This window comes from Cupriavidus sp. IK-TO18 (genome assembly GCF_015549295.1).
GTDB classification, from domain to species: Bacteria; Pseudomonadota; Gammaproteobacteria; order Burkholderiales; family Burkholderiaceae; genus Cupriavidus; species Cupriavidus oxalaticus_A.
The window spans coordinates 460,164-475,487 of record NZ_JADGMP010000007.1 but is presented as its reverse complement, the minus strand read 5'-3'; the positions used below and the strand labels follow the sequence as shown (position 1 = coordinate 475,487).

General features: G+C 67.9%; 14 protein-coding genes. 8 read left to right on the top strand and 6 right to left on the bottom strand.

Translation table 11 applies throughout. The features are described from left to right. The first annotated feature begins 54 nt into the window (after positions 1 to 54). The 3 genes from prpF (at position 55) to IPF36_RS07565 (ending at position 4,052) form a co-directional block, all read left to right on the top strand. Positions 55 to 1,245, top strand: a complete 1,191-nt coding sequence (gene prpF / locus IPF36_RS07575; protein WP_135705282.1) for a 2-methylaconitate cis-trans isomerase PrpF — start codon at positions 55 to 57, stop codon at positions 1,243 to 1,245. Positions 1,246 to 1,271: 26 nt separating this feature from the next. Further along, positions 1,272 to 2,726: a bifunctional 2-methylcitrate dehydratase/aconitate hydratase gene (locus IPF36_RS07570; protein WP_195427674.1), complete on the top strand. Its 1,455-nt coding sequence runs from the start codon at positions 1,272 to 1,274 to the stop codon at positions 2,724 to 2,726. A 213-nt stretch (positions 2,727 to 2,939) separates the two neighbouring features. Beyond that, on the top strand, positions 2,940 to 4,052 hold the full coding sequence (locus IPF36_RS07565) for an asparaginase (RefSeq protein ID WP_135705284.1): 1,113 nt from the start codon (positions 2,940 to 2,942) through the stop codon (positions 4,050 to 4,052). A gap of 232 nt (positions 4,053 to 4,284) precedes the next feature. Here the strand turns inward: IPF36_RS07565 and IPF36_RS07560 are convergent, their stop codons facing one another. Next, the gene (locus tag IPF36_RS07560) at positions 4,285 to 4,752 is read right to left on the bottom strand and encodes a PaaI family thioesterase (protein WP_133096186.1); all 468 of its coding nucleotides are present in this window, start codon (positions 4,750 to 4,752) and stop codon (positions 4,285 to 4,287) included. Positions 4,753 to 5,080: 328 nt separating this feature from the next. On the opposite strand from IPF36_RS07560, the gene IPF36_RS07555 reads away from it, so the two are divergent. Next, a complete protein-coding gene (locus IPF36_RS07555) occupies positions 5,081 to 6,007 on the top strand; it encodes a transcriptional regulator GcvA (RefSeq protein ID WP_133096187.1) in 927 nt (308 codons plus the stop codon). Between the two features lie 52 nt (positions 6,008 to 6,059). Here the strand turns inward: IPF36_RS07555 and IPF36_RS07550 are convergent, their stop codons facing one another. The 5 genes from IPF36_RS07550 to IPF36_RS07530 form a co-directional block, all read right to left on the bottom strand. Beyond that, positions 6,060 to 6,470, bottom strand: coding sequence for a thioesterase family protein (locus IPF36_RS07550; protein WP_195427673.1), 411 nt, complete (start codon positions 6,468 to 6,470; stop codon positions 6,060 to 6,062). Between the two features lie 85 nt (positions 6,471 to 6,555). Further along, on the bottom strand, positions 6,556 to 7,482 hold the full coding sequence (locus IPF36_RS07545; protein WP_195427672.1) for an amidohydrolase: 927 nt from the start codon (positions 7,480 to 7,482) through the stop codon (positions 6,556 to 6,558). Between the two features lie 4 nt (positions 7,483 to 7,486). Further along, positions 7,487 to 8,476, bottom strand: coding sequence for a tripartite tricarboxylate transporter substrate binding protein (locus IPF36_RS07540; RefSeq protein WP_135705287.1), 990 nt, complete (start codon positions 8,474 to 8,476; stop codon positions 7,487 to 7,489). Positions 8,477 to 8,535: 59 nt separating this feature from the next. After that, complete coding sequence (locus IPF36_RS07535) at positions 8,536 to 9,768, bottom strand: CaiB/BaiF CoA-transferase family protein (protein ID WP_133096191.1); 1,233 nt, start codon at positions 9,766 to 9,768, stop codon at positions 8,536 to 8,538. Positions 9,769 to 9,837: 69 nt separating this feature from the next. Continuing rightward, entirely contained in the window at positions 9,838 to 10,617 is a 780-nt protein-coding gene (locus IPF36_RS07530) for an enoyl-CoA hydratase-related protein (RefSeq protein WP_133096192.1), read from the bottom strand. 275 nt (positions 10,618 to 10,892) lie between these two features. On the opposite strand from IPF36_RS07530, the gene IPF36_RS07525 reads away from it, so the two are divergent. The 4 genes from IPF36_RS07525 to IPF36_RS07510 all read left to right on the top strand — a co-directional run bounded on the left by IPF36_RS07525 (position 10,893) and on the right by IPF36_RS07510 (position 15,319). Continuing rightward, the gene (locus IPF36_RS07525; protein WP_135705289.1) at positions 10,893 to 12,032 is read left to right on the top strand and encodes an iron-containing alcohol dehydrogenase; all 1,140 of its coding nucleotides are present in this window, start codon (positions 10,893 to 10,895) and stop codon (positions 12,030 to 12,032) included. Between the two features lie 46 nt (positions 12,033 to 12,078). Further along, complete coding sequence (locus IPF36_RS07520) at positions 12,079 to 13,044, top strand: tripartite tricarboxylate transporter substrate binding protein (protein WP_195427671.1); 966 nt, start codon at positions 12,079 to 12,081, stop codon at positions 13,042 to 13,044. Position 13,045: 1 nt separating this feature from the next. Continuing rightward, entirely contained in the window at positions 13,046 to 14,236 is a 1,191-nt protein-coding gene (locus IPF36_RS07515) for a fumarylacetoacetate hydrolase family protein (RefSeq protein WP_195427670.1), read from the top strand. 90 nt (positions 14,237 to 14,326) lie between these two features. Then, positions 14,327 to 15,319: a DctP family TRAP transporter solute-binding subunit gene (locus IPF36_RS07510; RefSeq protein ID WP_133096196.1), complete on the top strand. Its 993-nt coding sequence runs from the start codon at positions 14,327 to 14,329 to the stop codon at positions 15,317 to 15,319. The last annotated feature ends 5 nt before the right edge of the window (positions 15,320 to 15,324 follow it).

The following is a 15,324-nucleotide window of genomic DNA, read 5'->3' as shown; positions in this document are numbered from 1 at the left end:
ATTCGATTCGTAAGCTGTGCAAAGGCCCCCGGCCTAACCAGGACTAAAGACTCCATGGCCCACGTACCCCAGATCAAGATCCCCGCCACCTACATCCGTGGCGGCACCAGCAAGGGCGTGTTCTTCCGCCTGCAAGACCTGCCCGAGACCGCGCAGGTCCCCGGCCCTGCCCGCGACGCGCTGCTGATGCGCGTGATCGGCAGCCCCGACCCGTACGGCAAGCAGATCGACGGCATGGGCGGTGCCACCTCCAGCACCAGCAAGACCGTGATCGTGTCGAAGAGCACGCGCCCGGACCACGATGTCGACTACCTGTTCGGCCAGGTCTCGATCGACCAGTCCTTCGTCGACTGGAGCGGCAACTGCGGCAACCTGTCCGCAGCGGTCGGCCCGTTCGCCATCAGCGCCGGCCTGGTCGACCCCAGCCGCATCCCGCAGAATGGCATCGCTGTCGTGCGCATCTGGCAAGCCAATATCGGCAAGACCATCATCGGCCACGTGCCCATCACCAACGGTGAAGTGCAGGAAACCGGTGACTTCGAGCTCGACGGCGTGACCTTCCCCGCCGCCGAAGTGCAGCTCGAGTTCATGGACCCCGCCGCCGAGGAAGAAGGCGCCGGCGGCGCGATGTTCCCGACCGGCAACGTGGTCGACGACCTGGAGGTGCCGGGCGTCGGCACGCTCAAGGCGACCATGATCAACGCCGGCATCCCGACCATCTTCGTCAATGCGGAGAGCATCGGCTATACGGGCACCGAACTGCAGGACGCCATCAACAGCGATACCAGGGCGCTGGCGATGTTCGAGACCATCCGTGCCTACGGCGCGCTGCGCATGGGCCTGATCAAGGACGTGGACGAGGCCGCCAAGCGCCAGCACACGCCCAAGGTGGCCTTCGTGGCCAGGCCGGTGGACTACACCGCCTCCAGCGGCAAGAAGGTGGCAGCGGCCGACGTGGACCTGCTGGTGCGCGCGCTCTCTATGGGCAAGCTGCACCACGCAATGATGGGCACGGCAGCCGTTGCCATCGGCACCGCGGCGGCCATCCCCGGCACGCTGGTCAACCTGGCTGCCGGCGGTGGCGAACGCAACGCGGTGCGTTTCGGGCACCCGTCCGGCACGCTGCGCGTGGGCGCCGAGGCGCAGCAGGCCGATGGCGAATGGGTCGTAAAGAAGGCCATCATGAGCCGCAGCGCGCGCGTGCTGATGGAAGGCTGGGTGCGCGTGCCGGGCGACGCGTTCTGAGCTGAGCCCCTCCCGCGAGGCCGTTCATGTCCACCGGCACGCCATCCGCGCAACGCCCCGATCCGGACCAGGTGCTGGTCGACATCGCCGACTATGTCACCCGCTACGAGATCAAGAGCGGCCTCGCCTACGATACCGCCCGCAACTGCCTGATCGACACGCTCGGTTGCGGGCTCGAAGCCCTGTCCTACCCGGCCTGCACCAAGCTGCTCGGCCCCATCGTCCCGGGCACGATCGTGCCCAACGGCGCGCGCGTGCCCGGCACCCAGTTCCAGCTCGACCCGGTCCAGGCCGCGTTCAACCTCGGCACGATGATCCGCTGGCTGGATTTCAACGACACCTGGCTGGCGGCCGAATGGGGCCATCCGTCCGACAACCTCGGCGGCATCCTGGCCACCGCCGACTGGATCTCGCGCAATAACCTCGCCGCCGGCCGCAAGCCGCTGACGATGAAGGCCGTGCTCACGGCCATGATCAAGGCGCATGAGATCCAGGGCTGCATCGCGCTGGAGAACTCGTTCAACCAAGTGGGGCTGGACCACGTGGTGCTGGTCAAGGTGGCCTCCACTGCCGTGGTCGCGCAGATGCTGGGGCTGACGCGCGACGAGATCATCAATGCGGTCTCGCTGGCCTGGGTCGATGGCCAGAGCCTGCGCACCTATCGCCATGCGCCCAATACCGGCAGCCGCAAGAGCTGGGCCGCGGGCGATGCCACCAGCCGCGCGGTGCGTCTGGCGCTGATCGCGCGCACCGGGGAAATGGGCTACCCGTCGGCGCTGACGGCAAAGACCTGGGGCTTCTATGACGTGCTGTTCAAGGGCCAGCCGTTCAGGTTCCAGCGGCCCTACGGCTCGTACGTGATGGAGAACGTGCTGTTCAAGATCTCGTTCCCCGCCGAGTTTCATGCACAGACGGCGGTGGAAGCCGCCATGCAGCTGCATGGGGCGCTCGCGCGCGCAGGGCGCTCGGCGGCGGATATTGCAGCCATCACCATCCGCACCCACGAGGCCTGCCTGCGCATCATCGACAAGAAGGGCCCGCTCAGCAATCCCGCCGACCGCGACCATTGCATCCAGTACATGGTGGCGGTGCCATTGCTGTTCGGCCGCCTGACCGCCGCGGACTATGAGGATGACGTCGCGGCCGATCCGCGCATCGACGCGCTGCGCGGCAGGATCGCCTGCCGGGAAGACCCCGCGCTGACGCACGACTACCACGACCCGGACAAGCGCTCGATCGCCAATGCACTGACCCTCACGCTGAACGACGGCACCGTGCTGGACGAAGTGCTGGTCGAATATCCCCTCGGGCACAAGCGCCGGCGCGCCGAAGGCATCCCGCTGCTGGTGGAGAAATTCCGCACCAACCTGGCGCGGCGTTTCCCGCCGAAGCAGCAGCAGGCGATCCTGGCGGTATCGCTGGACCAGGCTCGCTTGGAGGCGATAGCCGTGAACGACTACCTCGATATGTATGCGATTTAGGTTATCGGGTACGGTGTTTCATGCCGAATCGGCATAACCCCTGAAGATTCTCCTAACGTATAGTCTCAGCCGCTGCCCGCCCGGCGCTCTCGCGCCCGCGGCGGCAAGCCGTCGAAGGAAGACGGACCGCACCGCACCACCCACAAGGTCTGCCGTGCCGTTCCGATCGTGCCTGTACGTGCCTACACGTCCGTATAACATCCGAGGAGAACCATGAAGAACTTTGCCCGCGCCACTACGCTGGCCGCTGCCCTGCTTTCCGCCAGCCTGATCACCGCTACGGCCCATGCACAGCCGGCAACGGCCGCCGCGCCGGCCACGGCCCAGGCCGAAGCCCGCAAGGCCAATATCGTCATCATCGGTACCGGCGGCACCATTGCCGGCGCCGGCGCCTCGGCCATCAATACCGCGGCCTACCAGTCCGCCGTGGTGCCGGTCGACAAGATCATCGCCTCGGTCCCGGAAGTCTCCAAGGTCGCCAACGTCAAGGGCGAGCAGATCTTCCAGATCGGCTCGGAAAGCTTCAACAACGAACGCCTGCTGAAGCTGGGCAAGCGCGTGTCGGAGCTGCTCAAGCAGCCTGACGTCGACGGCATCGTCATCACGCACGGCACCGATACCATCGAGGAAACCGCGTACTTCCTCAACCTGACGCTGAAGAGCGACAAGCCGGTGGTGGTGGTCGGCTCGATGCGCCCGGGTACGGCGTTGGGCGCGGACGGCGCGCTCAACCTGTATGACGCGGTGCTGGTGGCCTCCAATCCGGCATCGAAGGGCAAGGGCACGCTGGTGGTGCTGAACGACGAGATCCACACGGGCCGCGACGTCACCAAGAGCAATACCTTCAAGGCCGAGACGTTCCGCTCGCAGTTCGGCCCGCTGGGCTACGTGGTGGAAGGCCGCTCGCTGTTCTACCGCCTGCCGGCGCGCCCGCACACGCTGCAGACCGAGTGGGATATCGACAAGATCGACAAGCTGCCTGAAGTGGCCGTGGTCTACGCCTACGGCAACGTCAACCCGGCCAGCATCGATGCCGCGGTGAAGAACGGCGCCAAGGCCATCGTCTACGCCGCCACCGGCAACGGCAGCGTCGGCGACTACATGGTCGAGCCGCTCAAGGCGGCGCGCGCCAAGGGCGTGCAGATCGTGCGTGCCTCCCGCACCGGCAGCGGCGTGGTGGTCCGCAATGCGGAGCAGCCGGACGACAAGTACGACTGGATCGTCACCGACGACCAGCTGCCGCAGAAGGCGCGCATCCTGATGGCGCTGGCGCTGACCAAGACTAACGACGCGAAGGCGCTGCAGCAGATTTTCTGGAAGTATTGATGGCGGCGTGGGCGTGGCCGGGTCGATACCCTACGCGCCCCGCCCTCTCCGGCGAGCCCTTTCCTGCTTGCGGGACAGGGCCTTGCTCTGCAGCGATTCCTCCACAAGCCGCCCGCTTTTGATGGAAGCGGATCGCGCCAGCGCACTGGCGCGCCTTGGTGTGGAGTAGTAGTTCTGGCGGTTAATTGCGTTTTTGAAGGAGACGCCAGCGCTCTTGCGCTGGCCCGGCGACTCAGAACATGGCGCTGCTCATCAACGCTTTAGCCACCAGCACGCCTTCGTCAGCGGCCTCGGCGTAGACCGACACCTCTGTCGCCACCTGCCGCCGGCCGCGCCGCACCACGGTTGCCACGGCGCGCAATGCCGCCCCCTGCGCCGGCGCAAGGTACTGGATCGACAGCGAACTGGTCGCCCCACCCTTCACTTCGTCGGCACTGGCGCCGGACGCTGCCGCCGCCGCGCCGGCAATATCGATCAGCGTGGCGATCACCCCGCCGTGCACGGTGCTGCCATGGGTCACGTTGGTCGGCAAGAACGGCATCTCCAGCTCGACGTGTTCAGGCGCCAGGCTCGCCAGCCGCACGCCCAGCGCCCGCGCGACCGGAGAGCCAAGCAGGATGTTGTCGATCATCGCGTGCATGCGGGGGTCGACGATGGCATCGCGGCGCGACGGTGCGAGAGTGGCGATGGCTTGCGGCATGGGGCGCTCCTTCAGGTGGTCAGTGATCGAGGCTATGCCAGCCAGCGTAGGGGAATGCTGCGAGCGGCTCAATTACGTCGCACATAGTTGTGCGGCAGTGGCGCCGCCGATGCGCAGCATGGCTCATATCGCGCACATCACGGAGCGACCAGATCCGGGCATTTGCCCCGCTACGCGGCCGGATGAAAACGCAGCGGCTGTGAATACACCTACACGGGGACAGGCCCCTATTCCCATGCCCGGGCACGAATGCTATCGTGCAGCGGCTTGCCGGTGCCTCAGCACCCCGCCTGCCGGCAAGGCATCTACAGGATTGCGTACCCCCGCTATGTCGAGACAGATTCCCCCACTCAACCCGCTCAGGGCGTTCGAAGTGGCTGCCCGGCATCTGAGCTTCACGCGGGCCGCGGAGGAATTGTTCGTCACACCGTCGGCGGTCAGCCACCAGATCAAGGCACTGGAAGAAAGCCTGGGCGTGCAGCTGTTTATCCGCGAGGCCAAGGCGCTGGTGCTGACACCGGCCGGCAACGCCTACCTGCCCAGCGTGCAGCTGGCCTTCAAGCAACTCGCCGACGCCACGCACCGCCTGCACAGCAAGGACCGCCCGGCGCTGAAGGTCAACATGCCGCCCACGTTCGCGGTCAAATGGCTGATCCCGCGCATGGACCGCTTCATGAAGGCGCACCCGGACATCGACCTGAAGGTGTCCACCTCGAACCATCGCATCGACTTCGAGCGCGACGATTTCGACATGGCGATCCGCTATGGCCGCGGCGATTACCCCGGCCTGCACTGCGAGCTGTGCATGGCGGTCGAAGTCATTCCCGTGTGCAGTCCGGCGCTGCTGCAAGGTTCGCAGCCGCTCGAGACACCGTCCGACCTGAAGCACCATACGCTGCTGCACGACGACAGCACGTATACGGACGTGAGCAACCCTGACTGGGCGATGTGGCTGGAGCATGCCGGCGTGACCGATGTCGACGCCAGCCGCGGGCCATCGTTCTGGCCGAGCCACCTGGTCATCAACGCCGCGCTCAATGGCCTGGGCGTGGCGCTGGTGAAGAAGAACTGGATCGAGCAGGACCTGGCTGAAGGCCGCCTGGTGCGCCTGTTCGAATCGATCCGGCTGCCGGTCGAGTTCTCTTACTTCGTGGTGTTCCCGAAGGAGCGGCTGGAGGATCGCCGCATCCGCAGCTTCACCGACTGGATCCGCGCGGAAGTGTCGGCGGACCAGCAGCAGCCGGCCCCCGTCTGAGCACAGCTTGCGGGGCGCGTCCCGCAAGCTGCACGCGCCTGGCCGCGCGAGGTCAGGCCGCGGCGGGCATCGATGCCGCCTTCTTCTGCACGCGTGCGCGCAAGCGCTCGACATCGACCACGAAGCGGCGATGCGTGCCGCTGCAAACCCGCTCCACCGCATCGTCGGCGGTCACGCTGAAGGTGACACTGCGGCCATCGATGGCCGTGATCTCGGCGTGGATGCGCACCTCGCCGCCCAGCGGCGTGGCCCCGGTGTGTTGCACCGACACTTCCGCGCCCACCGAGCTTTCGCCGTCATCGAGAAAGCCTTGCAGGAAATCGAGGCAAGTCTGTTCGATATCGCGTACCAGCTCGGGCGTGGCGTAGATGCGCAGGCTTTCGCCGAGGAAATCGATGGTGCGCTGGCGGTCGACCGTCAGCGTGCGCGCGCAGGTCGCGCCCGGTTCCAATCCGTTTTTCATAAGTGGTCCTTTCATGTGTAGGGACGAATCCGCCCGCGCCGCCAAGGCGCAAGCCGGGCGGGTGGCGGATCCTTGCACTGCATGGCTACAGGCGATAGCAGCGCGCGGCGTTGTCGTGCCACAGCGCGCGCTGCTGTTCGGGCGGATAGATGGCGATGGCGGCGCGGAAGCCTGCCACGATGGTGTCGTAGCTCGCTACCAGGCTGTCCACCGGATAGTTGCTGGCGAACATGCAGCGTTGCGCGCCGAAGATGGCGATGGCGTCGCGGATCACCGGCACATTGTCGGCCTGCGTCCAGGGTTTTCCCGGCAATCCCAGGCCCGAGATCTTCACGGCGACATTGGGCTGCCCGGCCAGCTCGGCCATCGCGGCACGCCAGCCGGCCAGGCCGGCCTCACTGCGGTCGGCCGGCAGCCCGGTATGGTTCAGGATCAGCACCGTGCCCGGGAAATCCCGTGCCAGCGCAGCCGCCTGATCCAGGTTCCACCACGGCGCCTGCAGGTCGAAGGACATGCCATGCCGGGCCAGCAACGCATAGCCACGCCGCCAGCGCTCATCGTCCATCGAGCCCGGCACGCCGCGCCGCGCATCCTCGCGCCGCGCCGCGGTCACCGGCTTGTTGCGGATGCCGCGCATCATCGCGCAGGCGGCATGGCCTGCCAGCACTTCCTCGACATCGCCGCGGTCAAGCTGGGCATGGCCGACGATCACCGTTGGCCGTCCCGTCTGCGCGGCGAGCTGCGTCAGCCAGGCGGTCTCGTCGACGGGATTGGCGCGCGCCCATTCGGCTTCGACATGCACCGTCTTCACCGGCGCGCAGCCAGCCGTATCGCGGGCGAGATCCTCGGGAAGGTAGCTCCTGCGCAGCGCCGAATAGTCGCCATAGCGGAAGTTCGGCACCGTTTCGCCCTGCAGCCACGGGTACGGGTTGATCGCCAGGTTCCAGAAATGCTGGTGCGCGTCGATAAAGGGCTCGACGGACGCCGCGCCCGCCGCGGGTGTGTCGCGCATGGGCCTACTCCTTGACGCTGATGCGGCTGGCGAGCTGCTTGAACTGCGCCGACTCCTTCACCATGGCCGCCTGCAGCGTCACGTCATCGGCATAGGTATCGGTGCTGAAATGCAGCTTCTCCAGCGTCTGGCGCATCACCGGCTCCTGCACGGATTTCGCGATCGCCGTCTTCAGTACCGCGATCACCTCCGGCGGCGTGCCCTTCGGTGCCGAGATGCCGCGCCAGATCCCCATCGACAGGTCGATATTGCGCTCCTTCAGCGTGGGCACGTTCTCGAAGCCGCTGACCCGCTTGTCGGCCATCACCGCCAGCACCTTGAGCTTGCCCGCGGCGACATGCGTGAAGACCTCCGCCGTGCTGACCGTGACCGCGTCGATATGCCCGCCCAGCAGCGCGAGCGTGGCGGGAGCACCGCCGGCATAGGGGATATGGTTGAACTTCGCGCCGGTCTTGTCTGCCAGCGCGGCGGCTGCCATATGCCATGCGGAGCCCTGCCCGGCATTACCCACGCGGATATTGGCGTCCGGCTTGCGCGCATCGGCGACAAACTGCTCGATCGTGCTCCACGGCGCCTCGGCCCGGACCGCCACGGCGGCCGGGTCCGCGTTCAGGCGTGCGATGGGGACCAGGTCCTGGTAAGTGAACTTGGCCAGCCCGAGGTAGTTCAGGAAGGTCAGCTCGCTGGACGACAGCACCAGCTTGTAGCCGTCCGGCTTCGCGTGGACCACTTCGCCCAGGCCTACCGAGCCGGTAGCACCCGGCTTGTTGATGACGACGATCGGCTGCGGCAGGTGTTTCGCGGCCGCGGCGGACAGCGCGCGCGCTACCACGTCCGCCCCGCCGCCTGCCTGCCACGGCACGATCAGCTCGATGCGCCGGCTGGGGTAGGTTTCCGCACTCGCCGTGGCCGCGCCGCCCAACAGGGCCGGCAGCCCCAGCACCACGGCCACGGGCATCGCCCAGCGCCGCATCAGCGAACGTGAAATCGTCATGGTTGTCTCCTGTCTTTTATCGGTATAGATGATCGGTATGGATGATGGCCGCGGTGCGCTCAGGCGGCGCCGCGTTCCAGTTCCTGTGCGCGGGCCGGTGCGCCGAACGCCCCCTGCGCCCGCAGCCGCGTGACGGTGGCGGCGTCCAGGCCGAACTCCCCCAGCACTTCATCGGTATGCTGGCCCAGCAGCGGCGCCGGATAGCGCACCTGCTGCGGCGTGCCGCTCAGCTTGACCGGAAAGCCCAGCGCCTTGACCCGCCCTTCGACCGGGTGGTCGATCTCCAGCACCATGTCCCGCGCCACCGCCTGTTCGCTGGCCAGCGCTTCGTCGTAGGTGAAGATCGGCGCCGCCGGCACACCGGCCGCGAGCAGCGCATCGACCCACTGCGCCGCCGGCTTGCGCGCGAATTCTGCCTCAATTTCAGGGATCAGCGCGGCGCGGTTGCGGATGCGGGCGGCGTTGTCGGTAAAGCGCGGGTCGGCAAGCAGGTCGGGCCGCTCGATCACCTCGCACAGCGCGGCCCACAGCTTGGGATTGGCCGCGCCGATGACAAAATGCCGGTCGGCGGCCCGCACCGCCTGGTACGGCGCGCTCATGCGGTTGGCGCTGCCGATCGGCACCGGCACGTCGCCGGTGCCCCAGAACTCGGCCGACTCCCACACCGACAGCCCCAGCGCCGTCTCGAACAGCGATGCATCCACGTATTGCCCCTGCCCGGTATGCTCGCGCCCCATCAGCGCGCTGAGGACGCCATAGGCGGTGAACAGCCCGGCCCCCAGGTCGGCGATCGGCACGCTGGCCTTGACCGGCGGCGCGTCCGGGTGGCCCATCACGCTCATCACGCCGGACATGGCCTGCGCGATCAGGTCCAGCCCCGGGCGCCGCGACCACGGCCCGGTCTGGCCGAAGCCGGAGATGCTGGCATAGACCAGGCGCGGGTTGATCTCGCGCAGCACCGCATAGTCGATCTTCAGGCGAGCGGCCACGCCCGGACGGTTGTTCTCCACCAGCACGTCGGCGCCGCGCACCAGTTCATAGAAGGCCTCGAGGCCGGCCGGGTTCTTCAGGTCGATCTCGACACTGCGCTTGTTGCGGTTCAGCGCCAGGAAGCCGCCGCTGTCGTCGCCCTTGAGCCGGAAGCCCATCGACTTGCGGGTCTGGTCGCCGGCGCCCGGCGCTTCGACCTTGATGACGTCGGCGCCCATGTCGCCCAGCAGCATGCAGCAGAACGGACCCGCCATGATCTGGCTGACGTCCAGGACCTTGATTTTCGATAACGGCAAATTCATGGATACCACCTGAGGTTGGAGCGGCCGCATGGAAATGGCGGCGCCGCGGTGCTTGGAGTGAAGGTGTTTTCAACGGCCCACGAACTGCGGCCGGGTCTTGTCGATGAAGGCGCGGTGGCCGATGCGGAAATCCTCGGTATCGAAGCAGGCATAGGACTCGGCATGCTCTTCCGGACGCAGCGGCGTGGGGTCGAGCAGCCTGCGCACGAACTGCTTGTGCCAGCGCGCCACCAGCGGCGCGCCGGCGGCAATGCGCCGTGCCGCCGCGTAGGCTTCGTCCGGCACGGCCTCGTCTGCCACCACGCGGTTGACCAGGCGCTTGTGCAGGGCCTCGTCGGCATCGAATACGCGGCCCTCCAGGACGATTTCCAGCGCGGTCGCCGGTCCCGCCAGCGCCACCAGCCCGCCGAGTTCGCCATACGACATCACCAGCCCGAGCCGGTTGACCGGCACGCCGAAGCGGCTCGACCTGCCGCAGATGCGCAGGTCGCACATCGACGCGATTTCCAGCCCGCCGCCGACGCAGGCGCCCTGGATCAGCGCGATGGTCGGGTGCCGGCATTCGGCGATGGCGCGCATGGTGGCGTTGGTGATCACGCCGTACTGCTGCGCCTGCGCGGCGTTGGCGCGCATGGTGTCGAACTCGGCGATGTCGGCGCCGGCGGCGAAGGCCTTGTCGCCGGCGCCGCGCAGCACCACGCAGCGCAGCGTGTCGTCGGCCGACAGGCCCTGGATGGCTTGAGTCAGGCCCTGCCACATGGACAGGTCCATGGCATTGAGCTTGTCCGGATTGTTCAGCGTGATGGTGGCGACCTGCGCGTCGCGCTCGATCAGGATGGGTTGTCTCATGGTTGTCGTTGGTGTGGAGGAGGCCCGTCGGGTGCGGGCGGTGGTCCGGAATCCGGCTGGTCTGCGCCAGTCTAGGGCCCGCGCCGCGCGCCGCAAAACGAGAAAATCTCAGCGCCGCTTCAAGAAAAACTAGGCGTCCGGTGCTGTGAGTTTTTCTTGGGGTTGCTTCAAGTAAATCCACGTTGTGACCCGCGCCCCTTGTTCCTAGACTTCGTCACCAATGCAGCCGGCCCGCCCCGCAGCGTCCGGCCCACCCCACACAGCATGGAGACAAGATGGCCCTGATCCACTACATCACCCAGATCCAGATCGACTTCGGCGCGATCGGGCTGCTGGCCCAGGAATGCGAACGCATCGGCATCACGCGCCCGCTGGTGGTCACCGACGCCGGCGTCAAGGCCGCCGGCATCGTGCAGCGCGTGCTGGAGCAGCTGCGCCCCGGCTGCGAGGCGGTGATCTACGACGGCACGCCGTCCAACCCGACCGAAGCCGCCATGCGCGAGGCCATGCGCCTCTATGGCGAGTACCGTTGCGACGGCATCATCGCGGTGGGCGGCGGCTCGCCGATCGACCTGGCCAAGGGAGTGGCGGTCTGCGCCACCCACGACGGCCCGCTGCGCCAGTTCGCCGCGATCGAGGGCGGCGTGGCGCGGATCACGGCGTCCACCGCACCGGTGATCGCGATCCCCACCACGGCCGGCACCGGCAGCGAAGTCGGCCGCGGCGCCGTGCTGATCCTCGACGACGGACGCAAGGTCGGCGTGCTGTCGCCCTACCTGGTGCCGCGCGTGGCGATCTGCGACCCGGAACTGACGCTGGGCCTGCCGCCGATGCTGACGGCGGCCACCGGCATGGATGCCATTGCGCATTGCCTGGAAACGTTCATGGCGCCGGCCTTCAACCCGCCCGCCGACGGCATCGCGCTCGATGGCCTGCGCCGCGCCTGGCTGCATATCGAGCGCGCGCGCCGCGATCCGCAGGACCGTGCCGCGCGCCTGGCCATGATGAGCGCATCGATGCAGGGCGCGCTCGCGTTCCAGAAGGGGCTGGGCTGCGTGCACAGCCTGAGCCATGCGCTGGGCGGGCTGATGCCGACGCTGCACCACGGCACCCTGAACGCCGTACTCCTGCCGGCGGTGATCCGCTTCAACGCCGACGCGCCGTCGATGCAGGCCGATGACAAGCTTGGGCGCATCGCGCAGGCCATGGGACTCCCCGATGCCAGCGCCGTCGCCCCGGCCATCACCGGCATGAACCGGCGCCTGGGCCTGCCCGCGGGCCTGCGCGAGATGGGCGTCGATGCGGCGCTGTTCCCGCGCGTCATCGACTACGCGCTGGCCGACCACTGCCACAAGACCAACCCGCGCGAGGCCAGCGCCCAGGACTACCTGGCGCTGCTGCAGGCGTCCTTGTAAGGCGCCGGCACTTCCCTACACCAACAACAACATCAGGAGACAACGCATGCGACGTCGCACATTGCTGTGCGCGGGCGCGGCCGCCTTGGCCACGCCGCTGGCAGCCTGGTCCCAGGCACTGCCGACCGGCCCGATCCGCATCATCGTGGGATTCCCGCCCGGCGGCGGCACCGACGTGATGGCGCGCGTGATCGCGCAGCAGCTCTCGGCGCTGTGGCGGGTGCCGGTCATCGTCGAGAACCGGCCAGGCGCCGCCGGCGTGGTCGCCGCCGAGTACACCGCGCGCCAGGCGCCGGACGGCACCACGCTGCTGATGACCAATATCAGCAACCATGCCATCGCACCCAGCCTGTACCCGAAGCTGGGCTACTCGGTGGAGAAGGACTTCACGCCGGTCATGCTGGTCGGCGTCACGCCCAACCTGCTGATCTGCCATACCGGCGGGCGCGCGCGCTCGGTGGCCGACGTGGTCGCGCTGTGCCGCAGCCAGCCGGGCAAGATCACCTTTGGCTCGTCCGGCGCCGGCGCGGCGCAGCACCTGGCGCTGGAGATGTTCAAGCTGCGCGCCGGCGTGGATGCGCTGCACGTGCCGTATCGCGGCTCGGCGCCGATGCTGACCGACCTGATCGGCGGCCAGATCGACTTCAGCTTCGAGACCATGACTTCCGCCACGCCGCAGATCCAGGGCGGCAAGGTGGTGGCGATCGCGCAGACGCGCACGCGCCGCGCGGCCAGTTATCCCAATGTGCCGACGCTGGCGGAATCGGGCTTTCCCGGCTTCGATGCCGGCACCTGGTACGGGCTGGTCGGCCCCGCCGGGCTGCCCGCGGCCATGGTCCAGCGCATGAACGCGGACCTGAACAAGGTGCTGGCGATGCCCGACGTGGCGGGCAAGCTCGCCGGCTTCGGTGCCGAGGACGGCGGCGGCAGCGCGGCGCGCTTCGCGCAGTTCATCGCCACGGAGCGCGCCAAGTGGGCGCGCGTGGTCAAGGACGCCAACGTGAAGGTGTGACATGACACGACGCATCTCGGTTGAGGAAACCCTGCCGCGCGACGCGGACCACGCCTTGCTGGTGGGACGCGCGTGGCTGCCCGGCCCGCGCGGGGGCCCCGTGACGGTAGTCGTGCGCGGCGCGGAATTGTTCGATATCACGGCCACCGCGCCCACGATTGCCGGCCTGCTGGCGCTGCCTGACTGCGCCGAACGCGTGCGGCAGGCCACCGGGCCTTCGCTGGGGCTGCTGCAGGACTGGCTCTACTCGACCTGCGCGCACGGGCCGGACCCGGAGCATCGCCACCTGCTGGCGCCGAACGACCTGCAGGTGGTCAAGGCCGCCGGCGTGACCTTTGCCGCCAGCCTGGTCGAGCGCGTGATCGAGGAGCGCGCGCGCGGCGACGCGGCCAGCGCCGCCGCGGTGCGCGAGAGCGTCAGCGCCATCATCGGCACGGGCCTTGCCGCCATTCGCCCGGGTTCGCCCGAAGCCATGCGCATCAAGGATGTGCTGGTCGCGCAGGGGTTGTGGTCGCAATACCTGGAAGTCGGCATCGGCCCGGACGCGGAGATCTTCACCAAGGCCGCGCCGCTGTCATCGGTGGGCACCGGCGTGGATGTGGGCCTGCATCCGGCATCGACCTGGAACAACCCCGAGCCGGAGGTGGTGCTGGCGGTCTCGCCGCGCGGCGAGATCGTCGGCGCGGCGCTGGGCAACGACGTCAACCTGCGCGACTTCGAAGGCCGCAGCGCACTGCTGCTGGGCAAGGCCAAGGACAACAACGCGTCCTGCGGCATCGGCCCGTGGATCCGGCTGTGCGATGCGCATTTCGGCATCGACGAGATCGCGCGGACCGAGATCGGCCTGACCATCGAAGGCGAGGATGGCTTCGTGCTGCATGGCGCCAGCGCGATGACGCAGATCAGCCGTTCGCCGCAGGAACTGGTGGCGCATGCGATGGGCGCGCACCACCAATACCCCGACGGCATGATGCTGTTCTGCGGCACGCTGTTCGCGCCGGTGCAGGATCGCGACGCAGCTGGCGCCGGCTTTACCCATCACCCGGGCGACCGCGTCAGCATTTCGGCGGCGCACTTCGGCGGCCTGGTGAACTGGGTCCGCACCAGCGACGCGCTGCCGCCGTGGACCTTCGGCATCGGCGCGCTGATGGACAGCCTCGCCCGGCGTGGCCTGCTGCATCCGCCGCCCTGATCGCCTCCCGCCCCTGATCCGCCCCTGTATGGGGGCACCGAGAGCCCGGCGCACATCGACCAGGCCGCATCACAAAACCCAGGAGACACCATGAAACACGTTATCCCGCATATCGTGCTGGCAGCGCTATTGTCCGTTGCCGGCGTGGCACAGGCACACGCACAGACACCGGCACCGGTAAAGCTGCGCTTCGCCCATACCGTTCCGGAAACCGATTCGCAGCACCTGGCCGCACTCGCCTTCAGCAAGAAGGTCAGGGAGCGCACCCAGGGCGGCGTCGAGATCCAGGTCTTTGCCAACAGCCAGCTCGGCAACGACACCACCCTGGTCACCGGCGTGCGCAGCGGCACCATCGATATCGGCGCCACCGGCAATCCCTTTGTCACCGGCCTGGCGCCACGCCTGAACGTGCTCGACCTGCCCTACCAGTTCGAGGACGGCCCCTCGGCCTACAAGGTGCTGGACGGCCCGGTCGGCCGTTCATTGCTGGAAGAACTGGGCGCCCACCGCATCAAGGGCCTGGCCTTCTGGGAGATCGGCTTCCGCAGCCTGGGCAACAACAAGCGACCGGTCAGCAAGGCCGAGGACATCCGCGGCCTGAAGATCCGCACCACGCCCAACCCGTCGCATATCAAGGCCTTCCAGCTGCTGGGCGCGAGCCCGCAGCCGATGCCGTTCGCCGAGGTCTTCGGCGCGCTGGAATCCGGCGCGGTCGACGGCCAGGAGAATCCGCCCACGCTGATGGTCTCGGCCAAGATGTACGAGGTGCAGAAGTACGTGTCGATGACGCGCCACGCCTATACCGCGCTGGTGGTGCTGATGAACAAGGCGAAGTTCGACGGGCTCAGGCCCGAGTACCAGAAGGTGCTGCTGGAAGAGGCCGCTGCCGCCGCCACCTACCAGCGCAAGCTCAACGCCGACAACGAGGCTGCGGCTATCGCCACGCTGCGTGCCAGGGGCGTGCAGGTCAACGAGCATCCCGACAACGCCGGCATCCGCAAGGTGGTGCGCGAGGAGACGCGCCAGCTGTTCGTGCAGAAGAACGGCGACGCCGTGCTGCGCGCCATGGACGCCCAGCGCTAGGAGGC